This is a genomic window from Escherichia sp. KTE96 (assembly GCF_000408525.1).
Classification (GTDB): domain Bacteria; phylum Pseudomonadota; class Gammaproteobacteria; order Enterobacterales; family Enterobacteriaceae; genus Escherichia; species Escherichia marmotae.
Window position 1 is genome coordinate 86,451 of the sequence record NZ_KE137149.1, and the last position, 26,063, is coordinate 112,513.

Consider the following 26,063-nt stretch of genomic DNA (forward strand, 5'->3'; position numbering starts at 1 on the left):
TGTGATGAATATCACGTCAATTACCTCTCTACCCCCTATATTTATGTGATTGATATCACACAAAAGACCGTCGACTGGACAGTTAACCGATTCAGTGCCAGATTTCGCAGTATCTACAAGGTCCGGCTACCTCTGCCGCCACATTAACAAAAAACCTCGGGCTTCCAGCCTGCGCGACAGCAAACATAAGAAGGGGTGTTTTTATGTCATCCGATATTAAGATCAAAGTGCAAAGCTTTGGTCGTTTCCTCAGCAACATGGTGATGCCAAATATCGGCGCGTTTATCGCGTGGGGTATCATCACCGCGTTATTTATTCCAACAGGGTGGTTACCGAACGAAACGCTGGCGAAGCTGGTCGGGCCGATGATCACTTATCTCCTGCCGCTGCTGATCGGTTATACCGGTGGTAAGTTGGTAGGTGGTGAACGTGGCGGCGTGGTCGGTGCTATCACCACCATGGGCGTTATCGTCGGCGCAGATATGCCGATGTTCCTCGGTTCTATGATTGCAGGCCCGCTGGGCGGCTGGTGCATTAAGCATTTCGACCGCTGGGTAGATGGTAAGATCAAATCCGGTTTTGAGATGCTGGTGAACAACTTCTCTGCCGGTATCATGGGGATGATCCTCGCGATTCTGGCATTCATGGGGATTGGTCCGCTGGTTGAAGCCCTGTCTAAAATGCTGGCTGCGGGCGTTAACTTCATGGTTGTCCATGACATGCTGCCGCTGGCGTCTATCTTTGTTGAACCGGCGAAAATCCTGTTCCTTAACAACGCCATTAACCACGGTATCTTCTCGCCGCTGGGTATTCAGCAGTCCCATGAGATGGGCAAATCCATCTTCTTCCTGATTGAAGCAAACCCGGGTCCGGGTATGGGCGTTCTGCTGGCGTACATGTTCTTTGGTCGTGGTAGCGCTAAACAGTCTGCGGGCGGTGCGGCAATCATCCACTTCCTGGGCGGTATCCACGAAATCTACTTCCCGTATGTGCTGATGAATCCGCGTCTGATCCTCGCCGTTATCCTCGGCGGTATGACTGGCGTGTTTACGCTGACTATTCTGGGCGGTGGTCTGGTTTCTCCGGCATCTCCGGGTTCTATCCTCGCGGTACTGGCGATGACGCCAAAAGGTGCTTACTTCGCTAACATCGCGGGTGTATGTGCGGCAATGGCGGTTTCCTTCGTTGTCTCTGCCATTCTGCTGAAAACCAGCAAAGTGAAAGAGGAAGACGATATCGAAGCGGCAACTCGCCGTATGCAGGACATGAAAGCTGAGGCTAAAGGCGCGTCTCCGCTGTCTGCTGGTGATGTGACTAACGACCTGAGCCACGTGCGTAAAATCATCGTTGCCTGTGACGCTGGTATGGGTTCCAGTGCAATGGGCGCAGGTGTGCTGCGTAAGAAAATTCAGGATGCCGGTCTGTCACAGATTTCCGTCACTAACAGCGCGATCAATAACCTGCCGCCAGATGTGGACCTCGTCATCACTCACCGTGATCTGACCGAGCGCGCTATGCGTCAGGTTCCGCAGGCTCAGCATATTTCGCTGACTAACTTCCTCGACAGTGGCCTGTACACCAGCCTGACCGAACGTCTGGTTGCTGCCCAGCGCCATACTGAAAACGAAGAGAAAGTGAAAGACAGCCTGAAAGACAGCTTTGACGATTCTAACGCCAACCTGTTCAAACTGGGCGCGGAGAACATCTTCCTCGGTCGTAAAGCGGCAACTAAAGAAGAAGCTATTCGCTTTGCTGGCGAACAACTGGTGAAAGGCGGTTACGTTGAGCCGGAATACATACAGGCAATGCTGGATCGTGAAAAACTGACCCCGACCTATCTGGGTGAGTCTATCGCCGTGCCGCACGGTACGGTTGAAGCGAAAGATCGCGTGCTGAAAACTGGCGTCGTGTTCTGTCAGTACCCGGAAGGCGTGCGCTTCGGTGAAGAAGAAGATGACATTGCCCGTCTGGTGATTGGTATTGCTGCCCGTAACAACGAGCACATTCAGGTTATCACCAGCCTGACCAACGCGCTGGATGATGAGTCCGTCATTGAGCGTCTGGCACACACCACCAGCGTGGATGAAGTGCTGGAACTGTTGGCTGGTCGTAAGTAACCCATTCCCACCCTCTCCACATGGAGAAGGTGGGGCTAATTGCCTGATGCGCTACGCTTATCAGGCCTATAAAACAAAGTGCAATTTATTGAATTTGCTCGTTCTTGTAGGCCGGATAAAGCGTTTACGCCGCATCCGGCAATATCTCGGCCCCTCTCCTCATGGAGAGGGTTTGGGTGAGGGAAATGCCTCACCCCAGCCCTCTCGGGTAAAAACATTGATGAAGGTTAATACTATGAAAGCATTACATTTTGGCGCAGGTAACATCGGTCGTGGCTTTATCGGTAAACTGCTGGCTGATGCGGGTATTCAACTGACATTTGCCGATGTCAATCAGGTGGTACTTGATGCCCTGAATGCCCGTCATAGCTACCAGGTTCATGTGGTCGGTGAAACCGAGCAGGTCGATACCGTTTCCGGCGTTGATGCCGTCAGCAGTATTGGTGATGACGTGGTGGATTTAATCGCTCAGGTCGATTTAGTCACTACCGCCGTTGGTCCGGTCGTGCTGGAACGAATTGCTCCGGCGATTGCTAAAGGGCTGGTGAAACGCAAAGAACAAGGTAATGCATCCCCACTGAACATCATCGCGTGTGAAAACATGGTTCGCGGCACCACTCAGTTGAAAGGCCATGTAATGAATGCCCTGTCGGAAGAAGCAAAAGCGTGGGTTGAAGAACACGTTGGCTTTGTCGATTCCGCCGTTGACCGCATCGTGCCGCCTTCTGCTTCTGCAACCAACGATCCGCTGGAAGTGACGGTAGAAACCTTCAGCGAATGGATTGTCGATAAAACTCAATTCAAAGGCGCGCTGCCAAACATCCCAGGTATGGAGCTAACCGACAACCTGATGGCATTTGTTGAGCGTAAACTCTTCACCCTGAATACGGGCCATGCTATAACCGCGTACCTCGGAAAACTGGCGGGTCATCAGACCATTCGTGACGCAATTCTCGATGAGAAAATCCGTGCGGTGGTAAAAGGTGCGATGGAAGAAAGCGGCGCGGTGCTAATCAAGCGCTACGGTTTTGATGCTGATAAACATGCTGCGTATATCCAGAAAATCCTCGGCCGTTTTGAAAACCCGTATCTGAAAGATGATGTGGAGCGTGTAGGCCGTCAGCCGCTGCGTAAACTGAGCGCCGGAGATCGTCTGGTAAAACCGCTGCTGGGTACGCTGGAGTACGGTTTACCGCACAAAAACCTGATTCAGGGTATTGCTGCCGCCATGCACTTCCGCAGTGAAGAAGATCCACAGGCTCAGGAACTGGCTGCGCTGATTGCCGACAAAGGGCCGCAGGCTGCGCTGGCACAGATTTCCGGGCTTGATGCCAACAGCGAGGTTGTCACAGAAGCGGTAACCGCTTATAACGCAATGCAATAATGGTGGACCAGGCGCAGGGGTCCCTGCGCCCGAATAACAGATTGTCAGATATGCAGGCAACAATGGAACAAACCCAGGCCTTTGAAAACCGTGTGCTTGAGCGTCTGAATGCTGGCAAAACCGTGCGAAGCTTTCTGATTACCGCCGTCGATCTCCTGACCGAGGCGGTGAATCTTCTGGTGCTTCAGGTATTCCGCAAAGACGATTACGCGGTGAAGTATGCTGTAGAACCGTTACTCGACGGCAATGGCCCGCTGGGCGATCTGTCCGTGCGCTTAAAGCTGATTTATGGGCTTGGCGTAATCAGTCGCCATGAATACGAAGATGCGGAACTGTTGATGGCACTGCGGGAAGAGCTGAACCACGACGGCAACGAGTACGCGTTTACCGATGATGAAATTCTTGGGCCATTTGGCGAACTGCATTGCGTGGCGGCGCTACCACCGCCGCCACAGTTTGAACCAGCAGACTCCAGTTTGTACGCGATGCAAGTTCAACGCTATCAACAAGCTGTGCGATCAACAATGGTCCTTTCACTGACAGAGCTGATTTCCAAAATCAGCTTAAAAAAAGCCTTTCAAAAGTAAGCAATGCTCGCTTACTGCTGCCCCTCTACCTGCTTCGGTCGATAAAGCCGACGATAATATTCCAGGCGTTGGAGATATAACGGCACGCTTTCCTCAGGTATATCGGACGGGATCGCGTTACGAGGGGGAAGTTTATTCAGATACTCCCGGAACGCCTGGCTAGATGCCATGAAATCTACGGCTTTATCGATAAAAAGCGGAACGTTTTCACCTATTTTGCCCATCATAATATCTCCGAATTACCCCGCGCCGGGAATGCGCGGCCGCCAATTTTAGTTTAGATCCCGGTAAAAATGGCATTAAGGAAAACGTGCGAAATCTACAACGCTTGTCCTCACTTGCTTATTACTTTTTATTAATCAATAAATTACATTCTTTTCTGAACGCAAAATTGGTTACCCAGCAAAACTATTACAATACCATCGGTTGTGAACAAAGCACCCCGTCACGCATACTAGGACTATAAATTTATCTTTATCAGAAGCCATCACATGAAAGAAGTCGAAAAAAACGAAATTAAACGTCTTAGCGATCGCCTGGACGCCATCCGTCACCAACAGGCCGACCTGTCGCTAGTTGAAGCCGCAGACAAATATGCCGAACTGGAAAAAGAGAAAGCCACGCTGGAAGCTGAAATTGCTCGTCTGCGTGACGTTCACAGCCAAAAACTCAGCAAAGAAGCACAAAAGCTGATGAAAATGCCTTTCCAGCGTGCGATTACTAAAAAAGAGCAAGCGGACATGGGCAAACTGAAGAAGAGTGTTCGTGGGCTGGTGGTAGTGCACCCAATGACCGAGCTGGGCCGTGAAATGGGCCTGCAAGAGATGACAGGGTTCTCAAAGATCGCGTTTTAAGTTCCTTTCTGGTCGCTGTAATCACAGCCTCTCACGATTTACTCGCTCCTGCTGGCACATGCAGGAGCATGTACCTCTCATCAAATGAGATGTCTTTCTTAACATAAAATGTTTCAGTTTCCCCACTAGTTTGAGCGATTTTTGCAGGCTAAAATCTGAAAATGCGTTGCGCAATAACGTACTATATATAAATCATAGTAATAAATCGTCGTATAATGACGCGTAATTATTTATATTTTTCCATCAGCATAGCAAACCTCATCACAAAACATCATTTATATGAATACAAAACTTCCCTATTCCCGTCAGCCTAAAATCTTGAACATTTGACATTGATTAATATCGCTCATTAAAATCCGTGCGATTAATATCGTTCGCTACAAAATGAAATCATTCGTCATTTAATGACATGTTCGCGATACCAATTATTTCAAAACTCTTCCATAAATTTTTATTGCGAATACATACACCACAAACATTCATCAAAAAAATGTTTGTGGTGTAATTATCAACATATTGGGATTATGAAAAGGAATTCACCCTGCGAACATAAAAAAAACACTTTTAAACGTGTTAACAATATTGTCATTCTGTACATTAACAGGCTGTGATTATATTGAAAAAGCGAACCTGATCGATGATTTAACCAAACAGCAAGAGTTGCAAAAAAGTAAAATAGAGGCGCTTGAGAAGCAACAAGAACAATATAACCACAAAATAGAACTATTTGAAAAACAACAGAATAATATCACAAACAGCACCAAAACACTTGCCAGCATCGTAAAGGCTGTCAAAAACAAACAGGACGAATTTGTCTTCACTGAATTTAACCCAACACAAACACAATACTTCATTTTAAATAACGGCTCAGTCGGTTTAGCAGGACGCATACTGTCTATTGATGCCGTAGAGAATGGCAGCGTTATTCGGATTTCGCTGGTTAACCTTTTAAGCATTCCCGTATCAAACATTGGCTTCCATGCTACATGGGGTAATGAAAAACCCACTGATGCCAAAGCCCTGGCGAAATGGCAGCAATTACTTTTCAACACCACTATGAATTCCACTCTTCAATTAATGCCTGGTCAATGGCAAGACATTAATCTGACATTAAAAGGCGTTTCGCCTAATAACCTGAAGTATCTGAAGTTGTCCATCAATATGACCAATCTTCAGTTCGGCATCATTCAACCTGCTGAAACTCGGCAACGAAAAAGCAAAAAATAAATGCGGCTTCTGCGCTTATATCAAGGAATAGAGAGCATCAATAATGAACAAAATCTTTAAAGTTATCTGGAACCCGGCGACGGGCAGTTATAGCGTTGCCAGCGAAACGGCAAAAAGCTGTGGGAAGAAGAGCGGGCGCAGTAAGCTGTTAATTTCTGCACTCGTTGTTGGTGGGTTGCTGTCATCTGGAGTATATGCCTCAGGGCTTGATGGTGGTAAAAGTGCCGAAGAAGTTGCCGGTGATACTCCACTGACTGATGGCTGGATAGCCATTGGTAAGGGGGCAGTCGCAACCGCAGGGCCCAGGGGAAGCGGAACATCATCTGTTGCGATAGGGGAAGATGCTTATTCTGCATTGGGAAGTACCGCACTAGGTTACAAAAGCAACTCATCAGGAGACAGAGCGTTAGCATTAGGGCAACTAAGTAAAGCATCGGGCAGTCGCGCCATAGCAATCGGAGGTACTGCTGAAGCAAGCGGAGATTTCACCATTGCGCTGGGGAATTTGTCTAAAGCGAGCGGTGCAAACGCGACGGCGGTGGGCAAGGACAGCGAAGCCAGTGGCTCGTATTCACTCGCGATAGGTCAAGCAAGTGAGGCGACCAAAGTCGGTTCTGTTGCTATGGGCTATAACAGCCAGTCGAACGGGACAGGGGCTGTCGCGCTAGGGCAGGACAGCTTTGTGAGCGGAAACAACAGCGTCGCTCTGGGTAATGGAGCCAGAACATCAGGAAATAATTCCATCGCGCTTGGTGCGGGTTCTCTCGCAGCGGCAGACAATGTTATCTCTGTCGGTAACAATACGGACCAGCGAAAAATTGTATTTGTTGATAAAGGCATCATCAACAAAACAAGTACCGATGCCGTCAATGGTTCGCAGATTTTTGCGCTTAGCCAATCGGTGGCAAACCGGTTAGGCGGCAATGCCAGTGTGAATCCTGCTGACGGAACCGTTAATGCGCCAACCTATACTATTTCCTCAGGGACCTACAACAATGTAGGTGATGCTCTTGATGCAGTGAATTCGACAATCAACACCACCAATACGGCGGTGACAGATCTGAAGGACGATTCTCTGCTATGGGATGGCACTGCATTCAGTGCCAAACACGGCACCAGCACCACCAACAAAATCACCAACGTCATGGCCGGTAGCCTGTCAGACACCAGTACCGATGCCGTCAACGGCGCGCAACTGAAAACGACAAACGATAACGTTACCACCAACACCACCAACATCACCAACCTGACCAATGATGTCGCGGATATCAACACCACAATCACAGGCCTGGAAGATGATGCACTGCAGTGGAATGGCACGGCATTCAGCGCCAAACATGGCACTAACACCACCAGCAAAATCACCAACGTCATGGCCGGTAGCCTGTCAGACACCAGTACCGATGCCGTCAACGGCGCGCAACTGAAAACGACAAACGATAACATTGCCACCAACACCACCAACCTGACTGATGATGTCGCGGATATCAACACCACAATCACAGGCCTGGAAGATGATGCCCTGCAGTGGAATGGTACGGCATTCAGCGCCAAACACGGCACCAGCACCACCAACAAAATCACCAACGTCATGGCCGGTGACCTGTCAGACACCAGTACCGATGCCGTCAACGGCTCGCAACTGAAAACGACAAACGATAACGTTGCCACCAACACCACCAACATCACCAACCTGACCAATGATGTCGCGGATATCAACACCACGATCACGGGCCTGGAAGATGATTCCCTGCAGTGGAATGGTACGGCGTTCAGTGCCAAACACGGCACCAGCACCACCAACAAAATCACCAACGTCATGGCCGGTGACCTGTCAGACACCAGCACCGATGCCGTCAACGGTTCACAACTGAAAACCACCAACGATAATGTAACCACCAACACCACCAACATCACCAACCTGACTGATGATGTCGCGGATATCAACACCACAATCACGGGTCTGGAAGATGATGCCCTGCAGTGGAATGGTACGGCGTTCAGTGCCAAACACGGCACCAGCACCACCAACAAAATCACCAACGTTGCAATAGGTGACATCAATGCCAACAGTACCGACGCGATTAACGGCTCTCAACTCTACAGCTTAAGCAGTTCCGTCGCGACGTACCTGGGTGGCAATGCCGCAGTTGATGCCAGCGGTGCGTTAACCGGACCAACATATAATATTGACGGAACCGATTACAGTAACGTTGGTGATGCCCTGAACGCGATTAATACATCGATGGGTAATTCACTTGGTGATGCCCTGCTTTGGGACAGTCAAACCGGGGCATTTAGCGCCAGCCATAGTGGCAGCGCCAGCCAAATCACGAATGTAGCGGCAGGTGCGGTAGACGCAACCAGCAGCGATGCCGTAAACGGCTCGCAACTCTACACCATGAGCAACTCTGTCGCTGATGCTCTGGGAGGCGGTTCTACGGTGAATACAGATGGCAGCATCAGCGCGCCATCATACACAATTGCGAATGCCGATTACGATAATGTGGGCGACGCTCTGGACGCGATCGACTCAACTCTCGATGATGCCCTGCTCTGGGATGCAACCGCAGGTAACAATGGCGCATTCAACGCCAGCCACAACGGCAGTGCCAGTGTAATTACTAACGTGGCAGACGGTCTGGTTGATGCTAACAGCAACGATGCAGTCAACGGTTCTCAGTTGTACGCCACAAATATGATGATCAACAACTTTGCCGGCGATACCAGCAATACCTATACAGAAAAAAACGGCACAGGTATTAACTATATTCGTACAAATGACACCGGTTTAACCTTCCACGATGCCAGCGCCACAGGCATTGGATCTACCGCTGTCGGTTATAACTCCGTTGCTTCTGGTGCCAGTAGCATCGCGATTGGCCAGGACAGCAGTAGCACTATTGATACCGGCATTGCAATAGGTAGCAACTCCGTTTCTGACCGTGTCATTGTGAAGAGTTCTCGTTCTACCAGCGTGACGAAAAATGGTGTGGTGATTGGTTATGACACCACGGATGGTGAACTGCTGGGTGCCTTGTCGATTGGCGACGATGGTAAATATCGTCAAATCATTAACATTGCCGATGGTTCAGAAGCACATGACGCCGTTACCGTACGTCAATTGCAGAACGCTATTGGCGCTGTAGCGACCACACCAACCAAATATTTCCACGCCAATTCAACAGCAGAAGATTCGCTGGCCGTAGGAACTGACTCCCTGGCAATAGGGGCGAAAACAGCCGTTAATGCTGACGCTGGTATTGGCATAGGTCTGAATACGCTAGTACTGACCGATGCAATCAACGGTATTGCTATCGGTAGTAATGCACGCGTAAATCATGCGGATAGCATTGCGATAGGTAATGGTTCTCAGACTACCCGTGGTGCTCAAAGCAACTACACCGCTTACAACATGAACGCGCCACAAAATTCTGTGGGTGAGTTTTCTGTTGGCAGTGGACAGGGTCAGCGTCAGATCACTAACGTCGCGGCGGGTTCGGCTGATACCGATGCTGTCAACGTTGGGCAGTTGAAAGTCACGGATGCACGTGTGGAGCAAAATACCCAGAGCATTACCAACCTCAACACTCAGGTAACAAATCTGGATACCCGCGTCACCAATATCGAAAATGGTATTGGTGATATCGTAACCACCGGTAGTACCAAATATTTCAAAGCCAACACCACTGGCGCAGATGCCAATGCCCAGGGTACAGATAGCGTCGCGATTGGTTCCGGCTCTATTGCTGCCGCTGACAACAGCGTTGCACTGGGTACGGGCTCTATGGCAGACGAAGAAAATACGATCTCTGTCGGTTCTTCTACTAATCAGCGTCGTATCACCAACGTAGCCGCCGGTAAAAATGCTACCGACGCCGTTAACGTTGCGCAGTTGAAATCTTCTGAAGCCGGCAGCGTTCGCTACGACACTAAATCTGACGGTTCTGTTGACTACAGCAGCATTACCCTCGGGGGCGGCAATGGCGGCACAACACGTATTAGCAACGTTTCCGCTGGCGTGGAAAACAACGATGCGGTGAACTACGCACAGTTGAAGCAAAGCGTGCAGGAAACGAAGCAATACACCGATCAGCGCATGGTTGAGATGGATCACAAACTGTCTAAAACTGAAAGCAAGCTGAGCGGTGGTATCGCTTCGGCAATGGCGATGACTGGTCTGCCTCAGGCCTACACGCCAGGTGCCAGCATGGCTTCTATTGGTGGCGGTACTTATAACGGTGAATCGGCTGTTGCTTTAGGTGTATCGATGGTGAGTGCCAACGGTCGTTGGGTCTACAAATTACAAGGTAGTACCAATAGCCAGGGCGAATACTCCGCCGCACTCGGTGCCGGTATTCAGTGGTAATTATCCATTAACGAATGGGTAAACCCTGATGCGCTACGCTTATCCGGCCTACAGGGGGATTCCACAAATTCCTGTAGGCCGGATAAGGCGTTCACGCCGCATCCGGCAAAATAAGGTGCACCAGGTCAACAATCTGCGGGCAATTCTCTGATGAGGATTGCCCTTTTCTTTACCAGACACCTTCCTCACCCCAAATTGGCCCTACCAATTCTTCCCTTATCTGGCCTCTGGTTCACAGTTCATCAATTCAAACTCACATTAACGTTGCCATTACATAACATTTGGTTAACCATTCATTGTCATTATCCCTACACAACAAAATTGGCAGTGCCACTTTTACACAACGTGTGACAAGGAGATGAGCAACAGACTCATTACACGATGTGCGTGGCCTCCAGGAGACCTGCAATGAATCTCTGGCAACAAAACTATGATCCCGCCGGGAATATCTGGCTTTCCAGCCTGATAGCATCGCTTCCCATCCTGTTTTTCTTCTTTGCGCTGATTAAGCTCAAACTGAAAGGATACGTCGCCGCCACCTGGACGGTCACTATCGCTCTGGCGGTAGCTTTGCTGTTCTATAAAATGCCGGTCGCCAACGCGCTGGCCTCCGTGGTTTATGGCTTCTTCTACGGCCTGTGGCCGATCGCGTGGATTATTATTGCAGCGGTATTCGTCTATAAGATCTCGGTGAAAACCGGGCAGTTTGACATCATCCGCTCGTCCATTCTTTCAATAACCCCTGACCAGCGCCTGCAAATGCTGATCGTCGGTTTCTGTTTCGGCGCATTTCTCGAAGGGGCTGCAGGCTTCGGCGCACCGGTCGCGATTACCGCAGCCTTACTGGTCGGCCTGGGCTTTAAACCACTGTACGCCGCCGGGCTGTGCCTGATTGTTAACACCGCACCGGTGGCATTTGGCGCAATGGGTATTCCGATTCTGGTTGCCGGGCAGGTAACAGGCATCGACAGCTTTGAGATTGGCCAGATGGTAGGCCGCCAGCTACCATTTATGACTATTATCGTGCTGTTCTGGATCATGGCAATTATGGACGGCTGGCGCGGTATCAAAGAAACCTGGCCTGCGGTCGTGGTTGCGGGTGGTTCGTTTGCCATCGCACAGTACCTCAGTTCCAACTTCATTGGGCCGGAACTGCCGGACATTATCTCTTCGCTGGTATCGCTACTCTGCCTGACACTGTTCCTCAAACGCTGGCAGCCGGTGCGCGTTTTCCGCTTCGGTGATTTGGGGGCGTCACAGGTTGATATGACGCTGGCTCACACCGGTTACACCGCAGGTCAGGTATTGCGTGCCTGGACACCGTTCCTGTTCCTGACCGCCACCGTAACACTGTGGAGTATTCCACCGTTTAAAGCCCTGTTCGCTTCGGGCGGAGCGCTGTATGAGTGGGTCATCAACATTCCGGTGCCGTACCTCGATAAACTGGTTGCTCGTATGCCGCCGGTGGTCAGCGAAGCCACCGCCTATGCAGCCGTGTTTAAGTTCGACTGGTTCTCTGCCACCGGCACCGCCATTCTGTTTGCTGCGCTGCTCTCTGTTATCTGGCTGAAAATGAAACCGTCTGACGCTATCAGCACCTTCGGCAACACGCTGAAAGAGCTGGCGCTGCCCATCTACTCCATTGGTATGGTGCTGGCGTTCGCCTTTATTTCGAACTATTCCGGGTTGTCGTCAACACTGGCGCTGGCTCTGGCACACACCGGCCACGCATTCACCTTCTTCTCGCCATTCCTTGGTTGGCTGGGTGTATTCCTGACCGGCTCGGATACATCATCTAACGCCCTGTTTGCCGCTCTGCAAGCCACAGCAGCACAACAAATTGGCGTCTCTGACCTGTTGCTGGTTGCAGCCAACACTACCGGCGGCGTCACCGGCAAGATGATCTCTCCGCAATCTATCGCCATCGCCTGTGCGGCAGTAGGCCTGGTTGGCAAAGAGTCTGATTTGTTCCGCTTTACTGTCAAACACAGCCTGATCTTCACCTGTATGGTGGGCGTGATCACCACGCTGCAGGCCTATGTCTTAACGTGGATGATTCCTTAATGATGGTTATACCCAGACGCCTGTCAGACGAGGTAGCAGATCGTGTACGGGCGCTGATTGATGAAAAAAATCTGGAGGCGGGCATGAAGTTGCCCGCTGAACGTCAACTGGCGATGCAGCTCGGCGTGTCGCGTAATTCATTACGCGAGGCGCTGGCAAAACTGGTAAGCGAAGGCGTGCTGCTTAGCCGACGCGGCGGCGGGACGTTTATTCGCTGGCGTCATGATGCATGGTCGGAGCAAAACATCGTCCAACCACTGAAAACGCTGATGGCCGATGATCCGGATTACAGCTTCGATATTCTGGAAGCCCGCTACGCCATTGAAGCCAGCACCGCCTGGCATGCGGCGATGCGCGCCACGCCTGGCGACAAAGAGAAAATTCAGCTTTGCTTTGAGGCAACGCTCAGCGAAGACCCGGACCTCGCCTCACAAGCAGACGTTCGTTTTCATCTGGCGATTGCCGAAGCCTCACATAACATTGTTCTGCTACAGACCATGCGCGGTTTCTTTGATGTCCTGCAGTCCTCGGTAATGCAAAGTCGCCAGCGGATGTATCTGGTTCCGCCCGTTTTTTCGCAACTGACTGAACAGCATCAGGCAGTCATTGACGCCATTTTTGCTGGTGATGCCGACGGTGCGCGTAAAGCGATGATGGCGCATCTCAGTTTTGTCCACACCACCATAAAACGATTCGATGAAGATCAGGCACGCCGCGCACGCATTACCCGCCTGCCCGGTGAGCATCATGAGCATTCGAGGGAGAAAAACGCATGATTATTTCCGCAGCCAGCGATTATCGCGCCGCCGCACAACGCATTCTGCCGCCGTTCCTGTTCCACTATATGGATGGCGGCGCATATTCTGAATACACCCTGCGCCGCAATGTAGAAGATTTGTCCGACGTGGCGCTGCGCCAGCGCATTCTGAAAAACATGTCTGACTTAAGCCTGGAAACGACGCTGTTTAATGAGAAATTGTCGATGCCAGTAGCGCTGGCTCCGGTGGGCTTATGCGGCATGTATGCGCGTCGCGGCGAAGTCCAGGCAGCAAAAGCGGCAGATGCGCATGGCATTCCGTTTACTCTCTCGACGGTTTCCGTTTGCCCGATTGAAGAAGTTGCACCAGCAATCAAGCGCCCAATGTGGTTCCAGCTTTATGTGCTGCGCGATCGCGGCTTTATGCGTAACGCGCTGGAACGGGCAAAAGCCGCGGGTTGTTCGACGCTGGTTTTCACCGTTGACATGCCAACGCCGGGCGCACGCTACCGTGACGCACACTCGGGTATGAGCGGTCCGAATGCTGCAATGCGCCGCTACTTGCAGGCGGTGACTCATCCGCAATGGGCTTGGGATGTGGGTCTGAACGGTCGTCCGCATGATTTAGGTAATATCTCAGCTTATCTCGGTAAACCGACCGGACTGGAAGATTACATCGGCTGGCTGGGGAATAACTTCGATCCATCCATCTCCTGGAAAGACCTTGAGTGGATCCGTGATTTCTGGGATGGCCCGATGGTGATCAAAGGGATCCTCGATCCGGAAGATGCCCGTGATGCAGTCCGTTTTGGCGCGGATGGCATTGTAGTTTCTAACCACGGCGGTCGTCAGTTGGATGGCGTGCTCTCTTCCGCCCGCGCACTGCCTGCTATTGCAGATGCGGTGAAAGGCGATATCGCGATTCTGGCGGATAGCGGCATTCGTAACGGGCTTGACGTTGTGCGTATGATCGCACTCGGTGCCGATACCGTACTGCTGGGCCGTGCTTTCCTGTATGCGCTGGCAACGGCGGGCCAGGCGGGCGTAGCAAACTTGCTGAATTTGATCGAGAAAGAGATGAAAGTGGCGATGACGCTGACTGGTGCGAAATCAATTAGCGAAATCACGGAAGACTCGCTGGTTCAGGGGCTGGGTAAAGAGTTGCCTGCGGCACTGGCTCCGATGGCGAAAGGGAATGCAGCTTAAGGGTTAGATTAATATCTGCTATCCTGCCCCCGCACTAAGGGGGCAGTATGCTAAACATCGTACTTTACGAACCAGAAATTCCGCCAAACACTGGCAACATCATTCGTCTTTGCGCTAATACCGGCTTTCGTCTGCATATCATCGAACCGATGGGATTTGCCTGGGACGACAAGCGCCTGCGCCGCGCGGGGCTGGACTACCACGAATTTACCGCCGTTACGCGTCATCATGACTATAGCGCGTTTCTTGAGGCGGAAAATCCCCAGCGTCTGTTTGCCCTTACCACTAAAGGTACGCCCGCACATAGCGCCGTAAGTTATCAGGATGGCGATTATCTGATGTTCGGCCCGGAAACACGTGGCTTACCCGCAACCATCCTTGACGCCCTGCCCGCTGAACAAAAAATTCGTATTCCAATGGTGCCGGACAGCCGCAGCATGAACCTGTCCAATGCGGTGTCGGTGGTGGTGTATGAAGCCTGGCGGCAGTTGGGGTATCCGGGGGCGGTGTTGAGAGATTAGTTACTGTAGGCCGGATAAGATGCGTTAGCATCGCATCCGGCACGATCACAGGACATCAGATCCCATCGCCATACTCAAACGTATGGTGAATGCCGTTGAAATGCTGATCCATATCCATTGACGGTTTATCGCTGTCTGGTTTACCGACGATACGCGCCGGAACGCCAGCGGCAGTGGTATGCGGCGGCACTGGTTGCAGCACCACGGAACCTGCGCCAATCTTCGCGCCACGACCAACTTCAATGTTGCCGAGAATTTTCGCACCAGCGCCAATCATCACGCCTTCACGAATTTTCGGGTGACGATCGCCGCTGGTTTTACCTGTACCACCGAGCGTCACGGATTGCAGAATCGACACGTCATTTTCAATTACCGCCGTTTCACCAACGACGATGCCCGTCGCGTGGTCGAGCATGATACCGCGACCAATTTTTGCCGCCGGATGGATATCGACCTGGAACGTCACAGATACCTGGTTTTGCAAGAAAATTGCCAGTGCACGGCGGCCCTGATTCCACAACCAGTGACCAATGCGATACGCCTGCAAGGCATGAAAACCTTTCAGATATAACAATGGCGTTGAGTATTTATCTACTGCCGGGTCGCGAGTACGCACCGCCTGGATATCGCAGGCCGCAGAAGCGATCATTTCCGGGTCGGCGGCATAAGCTTCTTCAACCACTTCGCGAATAGCAATGGCAGGCATAATGGGCGATGACAGCTTGTTCGCCAGCATATAGCTCAATGCACTCCCCAGGTTTTCGTGCTTGAGTAGCGTTGCGTGGTAAAAACTGGCCAGCATTGGCTCACAGTCCGCCAGCGTTCTGGCTTCAGCTTTAATATTGTTCCAGACAATTTCCAGTTCTTCACACGACATTGCTTACTCCACACGATGAGGTAATGACCGGCCCGTTCTGCGCGAGCCGGGTCATAGCGGTAACAAAGGTTCCCTGGGTTTAGTGGCTGCTGCGCTCGTCCTTGCGTGCACGACCTAATAGTGTCAATGCTGCCTCGCGCGCGTTTTTTCCGCAATATAATACTTGATAAATTTCCTCGGTTATTGGCATTTCAACGCCGAAGCGATGCGCCAGTTCGCGAACCTCTTTCGTATTGCGGTAACCTTCCACCACCTGACCAATCTTCTCCTGCGCACTTTGTACATCCATGCCCTGACCGAGCATCATGCCAAAGCGGCGGTTACGCGACTGGTTGTCGGTACAGGTAAGCACCAGATCACCCAGGCCTGCCATGCCCATAAAGGTGGCAGGCTCGGCACCCAACGCCGTGCCCAGACGCGACATTTCAGCCAGGCCACGGGTAATCAGCGCCGTTCGCGCATTCGCCCCAAAACCGATACCGTCAGACATCCCCGCACCAATCGCAATGACGTTTTTCACCGCGCCGCCAAGTTGCACGCCAATGAAATCCGGGTTGCTGTAGACACGGAAACTTTTGCCGCAGTGCAGCAGTTGCTGGAGATCGTCAGCAAAATCCTGGTCGGTAGAGGCCAGCGAAATAGCCGTTGGTAAACCTGCTGCCAGCTCTTTCGCGAAAGTGGGGCCAGAGATAACCGCCAGCGGAATTTGATCGCCTAACGCTTCGCGCGCCACGTCCTGTAACAGACGCCCGGTTTCCGCTTCCAGCCCTTTGGTTGCCCATACCAGGCGCGCGTCAGGACGCATCAACGGTTTAATCTGCCGCAGTACTTCACCAAAGACATGGCTGGGTACGACGACGAGAATATTACGGCTGGCTGCCAGCGCAGTGGCGAGATCACTTTCAAGGTGGAGCGTATCGGGAAAAGGCACATCGGGGAGAAACGCGGCGTTACAACGGTCGCGTTCAAGCGTCGCGATATGTTCAGGGTCATGGCCCCAGAGGACAACCTCGTGGCCATTTCTTGCCAGGGTGATGGCAAGAGCGGTGCCGTACGAGCCGGCACCGATCACAGTCATTGAAGCATTACGTTGGTTCATCAGGCATCCTGATGTTCTTCAGTACCTTCGCCAGCCTGCTGCTGTAAATAGTTCATGAACAGAGCATCGAAGTTAACCGGCGCAAGGTTCAGTTGCGGGAATGTACCGCGGGATACCATGCTGGTGATGCATTCACGAGCATACGGGAACAGAATGTTCGGGCAGTATGCGCCCAGGCAATGTGCCATCTGGGTGCCTTCGATACCCGCGATGGAGAAAATACCGCCCTGCTGAACTTCGCACAGAAACGCGGTTTCTTCGCCCAGGGATGCCGTTACGGTAACACGCAGTACCACTTCGTAAACGTCATCTGCCAGTTGGGAAGATGCCGTATCCAGATCAAGTTTAACTTCTGGCTGCCAATCTTTCTGGAAAACGTGCGGCGCGTTCGGCGCTTCGAAAGAAATATCCTTGGTATAAATACGCTGGATCTGGAAAGTCATTTCGGTGTTGTTTTGTTCTGACATGTGTAGAAAACCCTTAAGTGTTGTCCTTAAATACTGCGCAATGTAATGCCAACGTTCACACGTTATTTCAGCAGAGGATCCAGTCCACCACGTGCATCCAATGCATACAAGTCGTCACAGCCGCCAATGTGCTGTGCGTCAATAAAAATCTGCGGAACCGTGGTGCGGCCACTGCGTTTGATCATCTCTTCACGCTTAGCGGCGTTGCCATCAATCGGCAGTTCCTGGAAATTCACGCCCTTGCTGCTCAGCAATGCTTTCGCACGATGGCAATAAGGGCAGGTTTCTTTGGTATAAATTTCAACATTGGCCATAATTTAGCTCCTGTTTTTTACCTGTTGTTTTATGTTGCAGGGTAGCGACAAAATAGAATATCCCCAGAAGCTTATATCAATAAGTCACTGGGGGCATAATTGCAGCTAACTATCAGCGGCATAAAAAACGACAGGTAAATTATTTGCCGCGCACCAGAGGCAAGTTCTCGCCAGCCCAGCCAGCTACGCCTTCTTTCAGCACAAATACTTGCGCAAACCCAGCTTTCGTCAGCGCGTTTGCTGGCTCCTGGCACTGCATGCCAGAACCGTCAACCACGATAACCGGTTTGTCTTTGTGCTTATCAAGCTCACCAACATTGTTGGCTTTGATTTCGGTCGGCAACAAATTGATAGAGCCAGCGATATGGCCTTTACGGAAGTCATCACGTTGGCGTAAATCCACAACCACAGCGTCTTCTTTGTTGATCAGACGCGTCGCTTCACCACGTGTAATCACCTTCACTTTCGAGGTCAGGCTTTTGAACGTAGTAACCAGGACCGCCACCAGTAACGCGATCCAGGCGATACTCAGCATGGGATGGCGGCCGACAAATTGCATAATTTCTTGCATGGGGGGTAACAACTCCCGACGTAGTGATTAAAAAAACCAGGAAAGGAGTATACCTGCGCGTTGCGGCAAATACAGCCAGCGCGTGCACTGGAATGCAATTTTGCGGGGCGCTACGAAAAAAAATCGCAAATCAGCCCCCGGCTTTCACTGTGCGGAGTCATAATTTGATCTTCAGAGGCTATTTTATCGATTCAGCTGTAGTAAAATTACGCAAATTTTGACTCTTGAGTATGAGGTTGTCGCAATGTCGGTTTCTAAAAAACCTATGGTACTGGTGATTCTGGATGGCTATGGCTATCGCGAAGAACAGCAGGATAACGCCATTTTTAGTGCAAAAACCCCGGTAATGGATGCACTGTGGGCCAATCGTCCGCATACCCTGATCGACGCTTCCGGTCTGGAAGTCGGTCTGCCTGACCGTCAGATGGGTAACTCCGAAGTAGGTCACGTTAACCTGGGTGCCGGCCGCATCGTGTACCAGGACCTGACTCGTCTGGACGTTGAAATCAAAGATCGCGCGTTCTTCGCTAACCCGGTGCTGACTGGCGCGGTAGATAAAGCGAAAAACGCGGGCAAAGCTGTACACATTATGGGTCTGCTCTCCGCTGGCGGCGTACACAGCCACGAAGATCACATCATGGCAATGGTAGAACTGGCCGCTGAACGTGGCGCAGAAAAAATCTATCTGCACGCATTCCTCGACGGTCGCGACACCCCACCGCGCAGCGCTGAAGCTTCTCTGAAAAAATTCGAAGAGAAATTTGCCGCACTGGGTAAAGGCCGCGTAGCGTCCATTATTGGTCGTTACTACGCGATGGACCGCGACAACCGTTGGGATCGCGTTGAAAAAGCTTATGACCTGCTGACTCTGGCGCAGGGCGAATTCCAGGCTGATACCGCCGTTGCCGGTTTGCAGGCCGCTTATGCTCGTGACGAAAACGATGAATTCGTGAAAGCGACTGTCATCCGTGCCGAAGGCCAGCCAGATGCAGCAATGGAAGACGGCGACGCACTGATTTTCATGAACTTCCGTGCTGACCGTGCCCGTGAAATCACCCGCGCGTTCGTTAACGCTGATTTCGACGGTTTCGCCCGTAAGAAAGTGGTTAACGTTGATTTCGTGATGCTGACCGAATACGCCGCCGACATCAAAACCTCAGTGGCTTACCCACCAGCCTCTCTGGTTAACACCTTCGGTGAGTGGATGGCGAAAAATGACAAAACTCAGTTGCGTATTTCCGAAACCGAAAAATATGCCCACGTCACCTTCTTCTTTAACGGCGGCGTAGAAGAGTCGTTCAAAGGCGAAGATCGCATTCTGATCAACTCACCGAAAGTCGCTACCTACGACCTGCAACCGGAAATGAGCTCCGCAGAACTGACCGAAAAACTGGTTGCGGCAATCAAGAGCGGCAAATACGACACCATCATCTGTAACTACCCGAACGGCGACATGGTAGGTCACACCGGGGTGATGGAAGCGGCAGTTAAAGCGGTAGAAGCGCTGGATCACTGCGTGGATGAAGTGGCGAAAGCCGTTGAATCTGTTGGCGGTCAACTGCTGATCACCGCTGACCACGGTAACGCTGAACAGATGCGCGATCCGGCTACCGGTCAGGCGCACACGGCGCACACCAACCTGCCTGTTCCGCTGATTTACGTTGGCGATAAGAACGTGAAAGCGGTTGAAGGTGGCAAACTTTCTGACATCGCGCCGACCATGCTCTCTTTAATGGGTATGGAAATCCCGCAAGAGATGACTGGTAAGCCGCTGTTCATCGTGGAATAATCCCTCCCCATGAGGGGAAAGGCGATTAATACCATGACACGGGCCACGAAACCGCGCAGGTTTGCAGTCAGGCCCATCATTTACGCCAGCGTTCTTAGCGCTGGCGTATTGTTGTGCACTTTTTCCGCCCAGGCGGATGACCGCGACCAACTCAAGTCTATTCAGGCCGATATCGCCGCGAAAGAGCGCGCGGTACGCCAACAACAGCAACAACGCGCAAGCCTGCTCGCACAATTGAAAAAGCAGGAAGAGGCGATCTCTGAAGCCACCCGTAAGCTGCGCGAAACGCAAAACACGCTCAATCAACTGAATAAACAGATTGATGAGATGAACGCGTCAATTGCTAAGCTGGAGCAGCAAAAAGCCGCTCAGGAACGCAGCCTCGCCGCGCAACTGGATGCCGCGTTTCGTCAGGGTGAGCATACCGGTATTCAGCTCATTCTTAGCGGTGAAGAAAGCCAGCGCGGCCAGCGTTTGCAGGCTTACTTCGGTTACCTCAACCAGGCGCGACAAGAAACCATCGCTGAGCTGAAGCAGACGCGCGCAGAAGTTGCCATGCAGCGTGCTGAACTGGAAGAGAAACAGAGCGAACAACAAACACTGTTATATGAACAGCGCGCCCAACAGGCGAAGCTGACCCAGGCGCTGAATGAGCGTAAGAAGACACTGGCAGGGCTGGAGTCTTCCATTCAACAAGGTCAGCAACAGTTAAGCGAGCTGCGCGCCAACGAATCTCGTCTGCGCAATAGCATTGCTCGTGCAGAAGCGGCAGCGAAAGCACGTGCTGAACGTGAAGCGCGCGAAGCCCAGGCAGTGCGCGACAGGCAGAAAGAAGCGACGCGCAAAGGCACCACCTACAAACCAACCGAAAGCGAAAAATCGCTGATGTCCCGTACCGGTGGTTTAGGTGCACCGCGTGGTCAGGCATTCTGGCCTGTTCGTGGGCCAACACTGCATCGCTATGGCGAACAGCTACAGGGCGAGCTGCGCTGGAAAGGGATGGTTATTGGTGCTTCTGAAGGCACTGAAGTTAAAGCGATTGCCGACGGTCGAGTAATTCTGGCTGACTGGCTGCAAGGCTACGGTCTGGTGGTGGTGGTTGAGCACGGTAAAGGCGATATGAGTCTTTACGGCTATAATCAGAGCGCACTGGTGAGCGTTGGCTCGCAGGTTCGCGCGGGTCAGCCAATTGCACTAGTGGGCAGCAGTGGCGGTCAGGGTCGGCCTTCACTCTATTTCGAAATTCGCCGCCAGGGTCAGGCGGTCAATCCACAGCCGTGGTTGGGAAGATAAGTTTTGTTTCCATTTCGTCGTAACGTTCTTGCATTTGCCGCTCTGTTGGCGCTTTCCTCCCCCGTACTTGCTGGCAAACTTGCCATCGTTATTGATGATTTTGGCTATCGCCCGCACAACGAAAACCAGGTGCTGGCGATGCCATCCGCTATCTCCGTCGCCGTGCTACCCGACTCGCCGCACGCCAGAGAGATGGCGACCAAAGCGCATAACAGCGGTCACGAAGTGTTGATTCATCTGCCGATGGCACCATTGAGTAAACAGCCGCTGGAAAAAAATACGTTGCGCCCGGAAATGAGTAGCGACGAAATTGAGCGCATCATTCGCAGTGCCGTCAATAACGTGCCCTATGCTGTGGGGATCAACAACCACATGGGCAGCAAGATGACCTCGAACCTGTTTGGTATGCAGAAAGTGATGCAGGCGCTGGCACGTTACAATCTTTACTTCCTCGACAGCGTAACCATCGGCAATACCCAGGCGATGCGCGCCGCGCAAGGTACTGGCGTGAAAGTTATTAAACGGAAGGTATTCCTCGACGATTCGCAAAACGAAGCGGATATTCGTGTGCAGTTTAATCGCGCAATTGAACTGGCGCGTCGCAACGGTTCGACGATCGCCATTGGTCATCCTCACCCTTCAACGGTACGTGTGCTGCAGCAGATGGTTTATAACCTGCCGCCAGACATTACGCTGGTGAAAGCCAGCAGCTTGCTGAATGAACCGCAGGTCGATACATCGACTCCGCCGAAAAACACCGTGCCCAACGCGCCACGTAATCCGTTCCGTGGTGTGAAACTGTGTAAACCGAAGAAACCGCTGGAACCGGTTTATGCTAATCGCTTCTTTGAAGTATTAAGCGAAAGCATCAGCCAGAGCACACTGATCGTTTACTTCCAGCATCAGTGGCAAGGCTGGGGCAAACAGCCCGAAGCGGCAAAACTTAACGCTAGCGCAAATTAAAGGCGCTACGCGTAATGCGATGGTGCGACCGTGTTTTGTCGCGCCATTGCCATAAGCGGAAAGACCACAGCAACGCCTGATAACCCACCTTCACGCTGCGCACATTAGTAATCAGGCGCTTATACATGCCGGAAGTAAATATCTCGGCAATCATCTGCTGGCGGGTAATAATATCCGGCTCTTTACGTACCGCATGGCAAACGCGCAATGCTTCATACGTTATTTGCTGATGAAATTCCGGATAAATCGTAATTTTGTCGGCGTACTGGCGATTTAATTTTTCCAGCAGACGCGTGATTTTAATATAGTGGCGTTGATAATTAAGGTTTTTATTCCCTTGTCTATTCAGACGACTCACTGACGAATTATGCAGATAATATTTATATAATGGTTGCTCGGTATATCGCGCGCGCAGCGCGTTAAACATAAATTCTGTTGTCCAGACAATATCCTGATGATGTAATCCGGCAATAAATTTAATGTTATTTTTTACAATAACATCGCGGCGATAAACGCCCATCCAGACAACGTGAGTCCAGCGGCGGGAAGAAAGCCCCATCCGCAGCCAGTCCGGGCCAGTTAACACGCCGGTTGAGCGAAGGCGATCGGTGGGAATAGATTGCCAGGTTTCCCCGGTATCACGAAAACACCAGTCAGCATTGCACTGCGCCACGTCGAGATCATCCTCTAACGCCATTGTCATCAGCGTTTCGTACATAGAGGGATAGACTTCATCATCTGCATCGACAAAAGCGACATATTTGCCCGTCGCCGCCTCAATCCCACGATTACGCGCTACCGATGCGCCAGCATTCGCCTGATGCAACAAGCGAACGTGCGGATAGTTTTCCGCGTAATGCTTTGCTATTTCAACAGAATTATCCGTTGAACCATCGTTAATAATAATAATTTCCAGAGCAGTCCAGGTTTGCGCAATTAAAGATTCCATACACGTGCGAAAATCATCGCCCGCATTATATAACGGGATAATAACACTAAGTTTATTGGTGCTGTTCATCATAAGTTACCGACGACCTCTGAAATTACCGTTCCTTTGTACAGGCTTTGCATTAAGAAACTATTAAGCCGGTGAGATATTATTTTTACGGGTGAGAGAGTAACTTCAGGTTAGAGAGATAATGAGAACAGCTATATAAGAGAACAGCGCAATTACTTATTCTTTATTGTACTGACAAGATTTTACATATTTAACGGATTATCCTCAGGAAAAAGGGCTGGAATGCCAGCCCTTTTTTGTGTTAATCCCAGCTCAGGATAACTTTCCCGGACTGGCCAGAACGCATGGCGTCAAAGCCTTTCTGGAAATCATCGATGGAGAAACGATGGGTAATGATTGGCGAGAGATCCAGACCAGACTGAATCAGCGTCGCCATTTTATACCAGGTTTCGAACATCTCACGGCCGTAAATGCCTTTAATGAACAAGCCCTTAAAGATCACTTTTGTCCAGTCGATAGACATGTCAGACGGCGGGATACCCAGCATCGCAATACGACCGCCGTGATTCATGGTGTCCAGCATGGTGCGGAACGCCGCTGGCGCACCGGACATCTCCAGACCAACATCAAACCCTTCGGTCATGCCGAGTTCTGCCATTACATCATTGAGGTTTTCTTTGGCAACGTTAACCGCGCGAGTGATGCCCATTTTGCGCGCCAACTCCAGACGGTATTCGTTAACGTCGGTGATCACCACGTTGCGTGCGCCGACGTGTTTTGCTACCGCCGCCGCCATAATACCAATTGGCCCCGCACCAGAAACCAGCACATCCTCGCCAACCAGATCGAACGACAGCGCCGTGTGTACCGCATTACCGAACGGATCGAAAATCGCAGCTAAGTCGTCGGAGATATTGTCGGGAATTTTGAAGGCGTTGAATGCCGGGATCACCAGATATTCAGCGAAGCAACCCGGACGATTAACGCCGACGCCGATCGTGTTGCGGCACAGATGAGTACGACCACCACGGCAATTACGGCAATGACCGCAAGTAATATGGCCTTCACCGGAAACGCGATCGCCAATTTTGAAGCCTTTCACTTCCTGGCCAATACCAACCACTTCACCAACATATTCATGGCCTACGACCATTGGCACCGGAATGGTTTTTTGCGACCACTCATCCCAGTTGTAGATGTGAACGTCAGTCCCGCAGATGGCTGTTTTACGGATTTTAATCAGCAGGTCGTTATGTCCGAGTTCAGGTTCAGGAACGTCGGTCATCCAGATGCCCTCTTCCGCTTTCAGTTTGGATAACGCTTTCATCTCACATCCTCAGGCGATAACGCCCAGTTGTTTACCAATACGCGTGAACGCTTCGACCGCACGCGTAATTTGCTCAGGAGTATGCGCCGCAGACATCTGGGTACGAATACGTGCCTGACCTTTCGGTACGACCGGATAGAAGAAACCGGTAACGTAAATGCCCTCTTTTTGCAGCTCACGAGCAAATTTCTGTGCCACTACAGCATCACCAAGCATGACCGGAATAATGGCGTGATCGGCACCCGCCAGGGTAAAGCCAGCGGCTGACATCTGCTCACGGAACTGACGCGCGTTCGCCCACAGGCGGTCACGCAGTTCACTGCCCGCTTCGACCATCTCCAGCACTTTAATGGAAGCGGCGACAATGGCCGGTGCCAGCGAGTTGGAGAATAAGTACGGACGAGAACGCTGGCGCAGCCACTCAACCACTTCTTTGCGCGCCGCGGTGTAACCGCCGGAAGCACCGCCCAGCGCTTTACCCAGCGTGCCGGTGATGATATCGACACGGCCCATCACGTCGCAGTATTCATGAGAACCGCGGCCGTTTTCACCGACAAAACCGACAGCATGAGAGTCATCGACCATCACCAAAGCGTCGTATTTATCCGCGAGATCGCAAACTCCTTTCAGGTTGGCAATTACGCCATCCATAGAGAACACACCATCGGTGGCGATTAACACATGGCGCGCCCCGGATTCACGCGCTTCTTTCAGCCGCGCTTCCAGCTCCTGCATATCGTTATTGGCGTAGCGATAGCGTTTGGCTTTGCACAGACGCACACCGTCAATGATCGAAGCGTGATTCAGCGCGTCAGAGATAATGGCGTCTTCTGCGCCCAGCAGCGTTTCAAACAGGCCACCGTTGGCGTCAAAACAGGATGAGTAGAGAATCGCATCTTCCATACCCAGGAATGCTGCCAGTTTCTGCTCAAGCTCTTTATGGCTATCCTGAGTACCGCAAATAAAACGTACTGAAGCCATCCCGAAACCGTGAGAATCCATTCCCGCCTTTGCCGCCGCAATCAGCTCAGGATGGTTCGCCAACCCGAGATAGTTATTGGCACAAAAGTTAATGACGTGGCTTCCATCAGCCACAGTGATGTCCGCTTGTTGCGCAGACGTGATAATGCGCTCTTCTTTAAACAACCCTTCCGCCCTTGCGGTTTCCAGGTCGTTAGTTAACTGCTGATAAAATTCTCCACGCATTGCGACTCTCCAGACAGGACAAATTCCCGCACATATTACCCAAACTTACAGGTCGCGACGAGATGACGCGTTAACACTTCTGTAAAATTTAGAATAAATAACGCCCATCATTC

22 protein-coding genes are annotated in these 26,063 nt (G+C 51.5%); 13 read left to right on the forward strand and 9 right to left on the reverse strand.

The window, feature by feature from the left end; translation table 11 throughout:
• Nucleotides 1-203 precede the first annotated feature (203 nt).
• The 3 genes from mtlA (at nt 204) to mtlR (ending at nt 4,088) form a co-directional block, all read left to right on the forward strand.
• Nucleotides 204-2,117, forward strand: coding sequence for a PTS mannitol transporter subunit IICBA (gene mtlA / locus A1WG_RS13810; RefSeq protein WP_001517474.1), 1,914 nt, complete (start codon nt 204-206; stop codon nt 2,115-2,117).
• A gap of 235 nt (nt 2,118-2,352) precedes the next feature.
• Nucleotides 2,353-3,501, forward strand: coding sequence for a mannitol-1-phosphate 5-dehydrogenase (gene mtlD / locus A1WG_RS13805; protein ID WP_001517473.1), 1,149 nt, complete (start codon nt 2,353-2,355; stop codon nt 3,499-3,501).
• A complete protein-coding gene (mtlR, locus tag A1WG_RS13800; protein ID WP_000228285.1) occupies nt 3,501-4,088 on the forward strand; it encodes a mannitol operon repressor MtlR in 588 nt (195 codons plus the stop codon). Before mtlD ends, mtlR begins: the two co-directional genes overlap by 1 nt.
• An 11-nt stretch (nt 4,089-4,099) precedes the next feature.
• Here the strand turns inward: mtlR and yibT are convergent, their stop codons facing one another.
• Nucleotides 4,100-4,312, reverse strand: coding sequence for a protein YibT (yibT, locus tag A1WG_RS13795; protein WP_010376448.1), 213 nt, complete (start codon nt 4,310-4,312; stop codon nt 4,100-4,102).
• A gap of 267 nt (nt 4,313-4,579) precedes the next feature.
• Between yibT and A1WG_RS13790 the strand changes: the two genes are divergently transcribed.
• The 7 genes from A1WG_RS13790 (at nt 4,580) to trmL (ending at nt 15,086) form a co-directional block, all read left to right on the forward strand.
• Nucleotides 4,580-4,942, forward strand: a complete 363-nt coding sequence (locus A1WG_RS13790) for a YibL family ribosome-associated protein (RefSeq protein WP_000665670.1) — start codon at nt 4,580-4,582, stop codon at nt 4,940-4,942.
• 534 nt (nt 4,943-5,476) lie between these two features.
• Nucleotides 5,477-6,169: a SadB/YajI family lipoprotein gene (locus tag A1WG_RS13785; RefSeq protein ID WP_050558866.1), complete on the forward strand. Its 693-nt coding sequence runs from the start codon at nt 5,477-5,479 to the stop codon at nt 6,167-6,169.
• 43 nt (nt 6,170-6,212) lie between these two features.
• The gene (locus A1WG_RS13780) at nt 6,213-10,538 is read left to right on the forward strand and encodes a YadA-like family protein (RefSeq protein ID WP_016242552.1); all 4,326 of its coding nucleotides are present in this window, start codon (nt 6,213-6,215) and stop codon (nt 10,536-10,538) included.
• Between the two features lie 408 nt (nt 10,539-10,946).
• Nucleotides 10,947-12,602, forward strand: coding sequence for an L-lactate permease (lldP, locus tag A1WG_RS13775; protein WP_001055313.1), 1,656 nt, complete (start codon nt 10,947-10,949; stop codon nt 12,600-12,602).
• Complete coding sequence (lldR, locus tag A1WG_RS13770; protein ID WP_001517469.1) at nt 12,602-13,378, forward strand: transcriptional regulator LldR; 777 nt, start codon at nt 12,602-12,604, stop codon at nt 13,376-13,378. Before lldP ends, lldR begins: the two co-directional genes overlap by 1 nt.
• A complete protein-coding gene (gene lldD / locus A1WG_RS13765; RefSeq protein WP_000586943.1) occupies nt 13,375-14,565 on the forward strand; it encodes a quinone-dependent L-lactate dehydrogenase in 1,191 nt (396 codons plus the stop codon). The genes lldR and lldD overlap by 4 nt, the downstream gene beginning before the upstream one ends.
• Before the next feature lie 47 nt (nt 14,566-14,612).
• Nucleotides 14,613-15,086, forward strand: a complete 474-nt coding sequence (gene trmL / locus A1WG_RS13760) for a tRNA (uridine(34)/cytosine(34)/5-carboxymethylaminomethyluridine(34)-2'-O)-methyltransferase TrmL (protein WP_000932355.1) — start codon at nt 14,613-14,615, stop codon at nt 15,084-15,086.
• A gap of 55 nt (nt 15,087-15,141) precedes the next feature.
• On the opposite strand, the gene cysE is transcribed toward trmL, so the two are convergent.
• The 5 genes from cysE to A1WG_RS13735 all read right to left on the reverse strand — a co-directional run bounded on the left by cysE (nt 15,142) and on the right by A1WG_RS13735 (nt 18,414).
• Nucleotides 15,142-15,963, reverse strand: coding sequence for a serine O-acetyltransferase (cysE, locus tag A1WG_RS13755; protein ID WP_001277564.1), 822 nt, complete (start codon nt 15,961-15,963; stop codon nt 15,142-15,144).
• 79 nt (nt 15,964-16,042) lie between these two features.
• Nucleotides 16,043-17,062: an NAD(P)H-dependent glycerol-3-phosphate dehydrogenase gene (gene gpsA, locus A1WG_RS13750; RefSeq protein ID WP_001517467.1), complete on the reverse strand. Its 1,020-nt coding sequence runs from the start codon at nt 17,060-17,062 to the stop codon at nt 16,043-16,045.
• Entirely contained in the window at nt 17,062-17,529 is a 468-nt protein-coding gene (secB, locus tag A1WG_RS13745) for a protein-export chaperone SecB (protein ID WP_000003377.1), read from the reverse strand. Before secB ends, gpsA begins: the two co-directional genes overlap by 1 nt.
• A gap of 62 nt (nt 17,530-17,591) precedes the next feature.
• Nucleotides 17,592-17,843, reverse strand: a complete 252-nt coding sequence (gene grxC / locus A1WG_RS13740) for a glutaredoxin 3 (RefSeq protein WP_000024387.1) — start codon at nt 17,841-17,843, stop codon at nt 17,592-17,594.
• A gap of 139 nt (nt 17,844-17,982) precedes the next feature.
• The gene (locus A1WG_RS13735; protein WP_001517466.1) at nt 17,983-18,414 is read right to left on the reverse strand and encodes a rhodanese-like domain-containing protein; all 432 of its coding nucleotides are present in this window, start codon (nt 18,412-18,414) and stop codon (nt 17,983-17,985) included.
• Between the two features lie 244 nt (nt 18,415-18,658).
• Between A1WG_RS13735 and gpmM the strand changes: the two genes are divergently transcribed.
• The 3 genes from gpmM to A1WG_RS13720 are packed head-to-tail and all read left to right on the forward strand — an operon-like array spanning nt 18,659 to nt 22,459.
• Complete coding sequence (gpmM, locus tag A1WG_RS13730; protein ID WP_001517465.1) at nt 18,659-20,203, forward strand: 2,3-bisphosphoglycerate-independent phosphoglycerate mutase; 1,545 nt, start codon at nt 18,659-18,661, stop codon at nt 20,201-20,203.
• Between the two features lie 33 nt (nt 20,204-20,236).
• The gene (envC, locus tag A1WG_RS13725; protein ID WP_001517464.1) at nt 20,237-21,496 is read left to right on the forward strand and encodes a murein hydrolase activator EnvC; all 1,260 of its coding nucleotides are present in this window, start codon (nt 20,237-20,239) and stop codon (nt 21,494-21,496) included.
• 3 nt (nt 21,497-21,499) lie between these two features.
• Nucleotides 21,500-22,459 (forward strand): divergent polysaccharide deacetylase family protein, encoded by a 960-nt coding sequence (locus A1WG_RS13720; RefSeq protein ID WP_000483843.1) that lies wholly within the window; start codon nt 21,500-21,502, stop codon nt 22,457-22,459.
• Here the strand turns inward: A1WG_RS13720 and waaH are convergent.
• From waaH to kbl, 3 genes are all read right to left on the reverse strand, one after another.
• Nucleotides 22,446-23,480, reverse strand: coding sequence for a UDP-glucuronate:LPS(HepIII) glycosyltransferase (waaH, locus tag A1WG_RS13715; protein ID WP_000982071.1), 1,035 nt, complete (start codon nt 23,478-23,480; stop codon nt 22,446-22,448). The two genes, A1WG_RS13720 and waaH, sit on opposite strands and share 14 nt — an antisense overlap.
• Before the next feature lie 238 nt (nt 23,481-23,718).
• Nucleotides 23,719-24,744, reverse strand: a complete 1,026-nt coding sequence (gene tdh, locus A1WG_RS13710; protein ID WP_001517463.1) for an L-threonine 3-dehydrogenase — start codon at nt 24,742-24,744, stop codon at nt 23,719-23,721.
• 9 nt (nt 24,745-24,753) lie between these two features.
• The gene (kbl, locus tag A1WG_RS13705; RefSeq protein WP_001213851.1) at nt 24,754-25,950 is read right to left on the reverse strand and encodes a glycine C-acetyltransferase; all 1,197 of its coding nucleotides are present in this window, start codon (nt 25,948-25,950) and stop codon (nt 24,754-24,756) included.
• Nucleotides 25,951-26,063 lie beyond the last annotated feature (113 nt).

Bases quoted from the DNA above. Each gene is read 5' to 3' on its own strand.
- mtlA (WP_001517474.1), top strand. From the start codon at position 204: ATGTCATCCGATATTAAGATCAAAGTGCAAAGCTTTGGTCGTTTCCTC.
- mtlD (WP_001517473.1), top strand. From the start codon at position 2,353: ATGAAAGCATTACATTTTGGCGCAGGTAACATCGGTCGTGGCTTTATC.
- mtlR (WP_000228285.1), top strand. From the start codon at position 3,501: ATGGTGGACCAGGCGCAGGGGTCCCTGCGCCCGAATAACAGATTGTCA.
- yibT (WP_010376448.1), bottom strand. From the start codon at position 4,312: ATGGGCAAAATAGGTGAAAACGTTCCGCTTTTTATCGATAAAGCCGTA.
- A1WG_RS13790 (WP_000665670.1), top strand. From the start codon at position 4,580: ATGAAAGAAGTCGAAAAAAACGAAATTAAACGTCTTAGCGATCGCCTG.
- A1WG_RS13780 (WP_016242552.1), top strand. From the start codon at position 6,213: ATGAACAAAATCTTTAAAGTTATCTGGAACCCGGCGACGGGCAGTTAT.
- lldP (WP_001055313.1), top strand. From the start codon at position 10,947: ATGAATCTCTGGCAACAAAACTATGATCCCGCCGGGAATATCTGGCTT.
- lldR (WP_001517469.1), top strand. From the start codon at position 12,602: ATGATGGTTATACCCAGACGCCTGTCAGACGAGGTAGCAGATCGTGTA.
- lldD (WP_000586943.1), top strand. From the start codon at position 13,375: ATGATTATTTCCGCAGCCAGCGATTATCGCGCCGCCGCACAACGCATT.
- trmL (WP_000932355.1), top strand. From the start codon at position 14,613: ATGCTAAACATCGTACTTTACGAACCAGAAATTCCGCCAAACACTGGC.
- cysE (WP_001277564.1), bottom strand. From the start codon at position 15,963: ATGTCGTGTGAAGAACTGGAAATTGTCTGGAACAATATTAAAGCTGAA.
- gpsA (WP_001517467.1), bottom strand. From the start codon at position 17,062: ATGAACCAACGTAATGCTTCAATGACTGTGATCGGTGCCGGCTCGTAC.
- secB (WP_000003377.1), bottom strand. From the start codon at position 17,529: ATGTCAGAACAAAACAACACCGAAATGACTTTCCAGATCCAGCGTATT.
- grxC (WP_000024387.1), bottom strand. From the start codon at position 17,843: ATGGCCAATGTTGAAATTTATACCAAAGAAACCTGCCCTTATTGCCAT.
- A1WG_RS13735 (WP_001517466.1), bottom strand. From the start codon at position 18,414: ATGCAAGAAATTATGCAATTTGTCGGCCGCCATCCCATGCTGAGTATC.
- gpmM (WP_001517465.1), top strand. From the start codon at position 18,659: ATGTCGGTTTCTAAAAAACCTATGGTACTGGTGATTCTGGATGGCTAT.
- envC (WP_001517464.1), top strand. From the start codon at position 20,237: ATGACACGGGCCACGAAACCGCGCAGGTTTGCAGTCAGGCCCATCATT.
- waaH (WP_000982071.1), bottom strand. From the start codon at position 23,480: ATGATGAACAGCACCAATAAACTTAGTGTTATTATCCCGTTATATAAT.
- tdh (WP_001517463.1), bottom strand. From the start codon at position 24,744: ATGAAAGCGTTATCCAAACTGAAAGCGGAAGAGGGCATCTGGATGACC.
- kbl (WP_001213851.1), bottom strand. From the start codon at position 25,950: ATGCGTGGAGAATTTTATCAGCAGTTAACTAACGACCTGGAAACCGCA.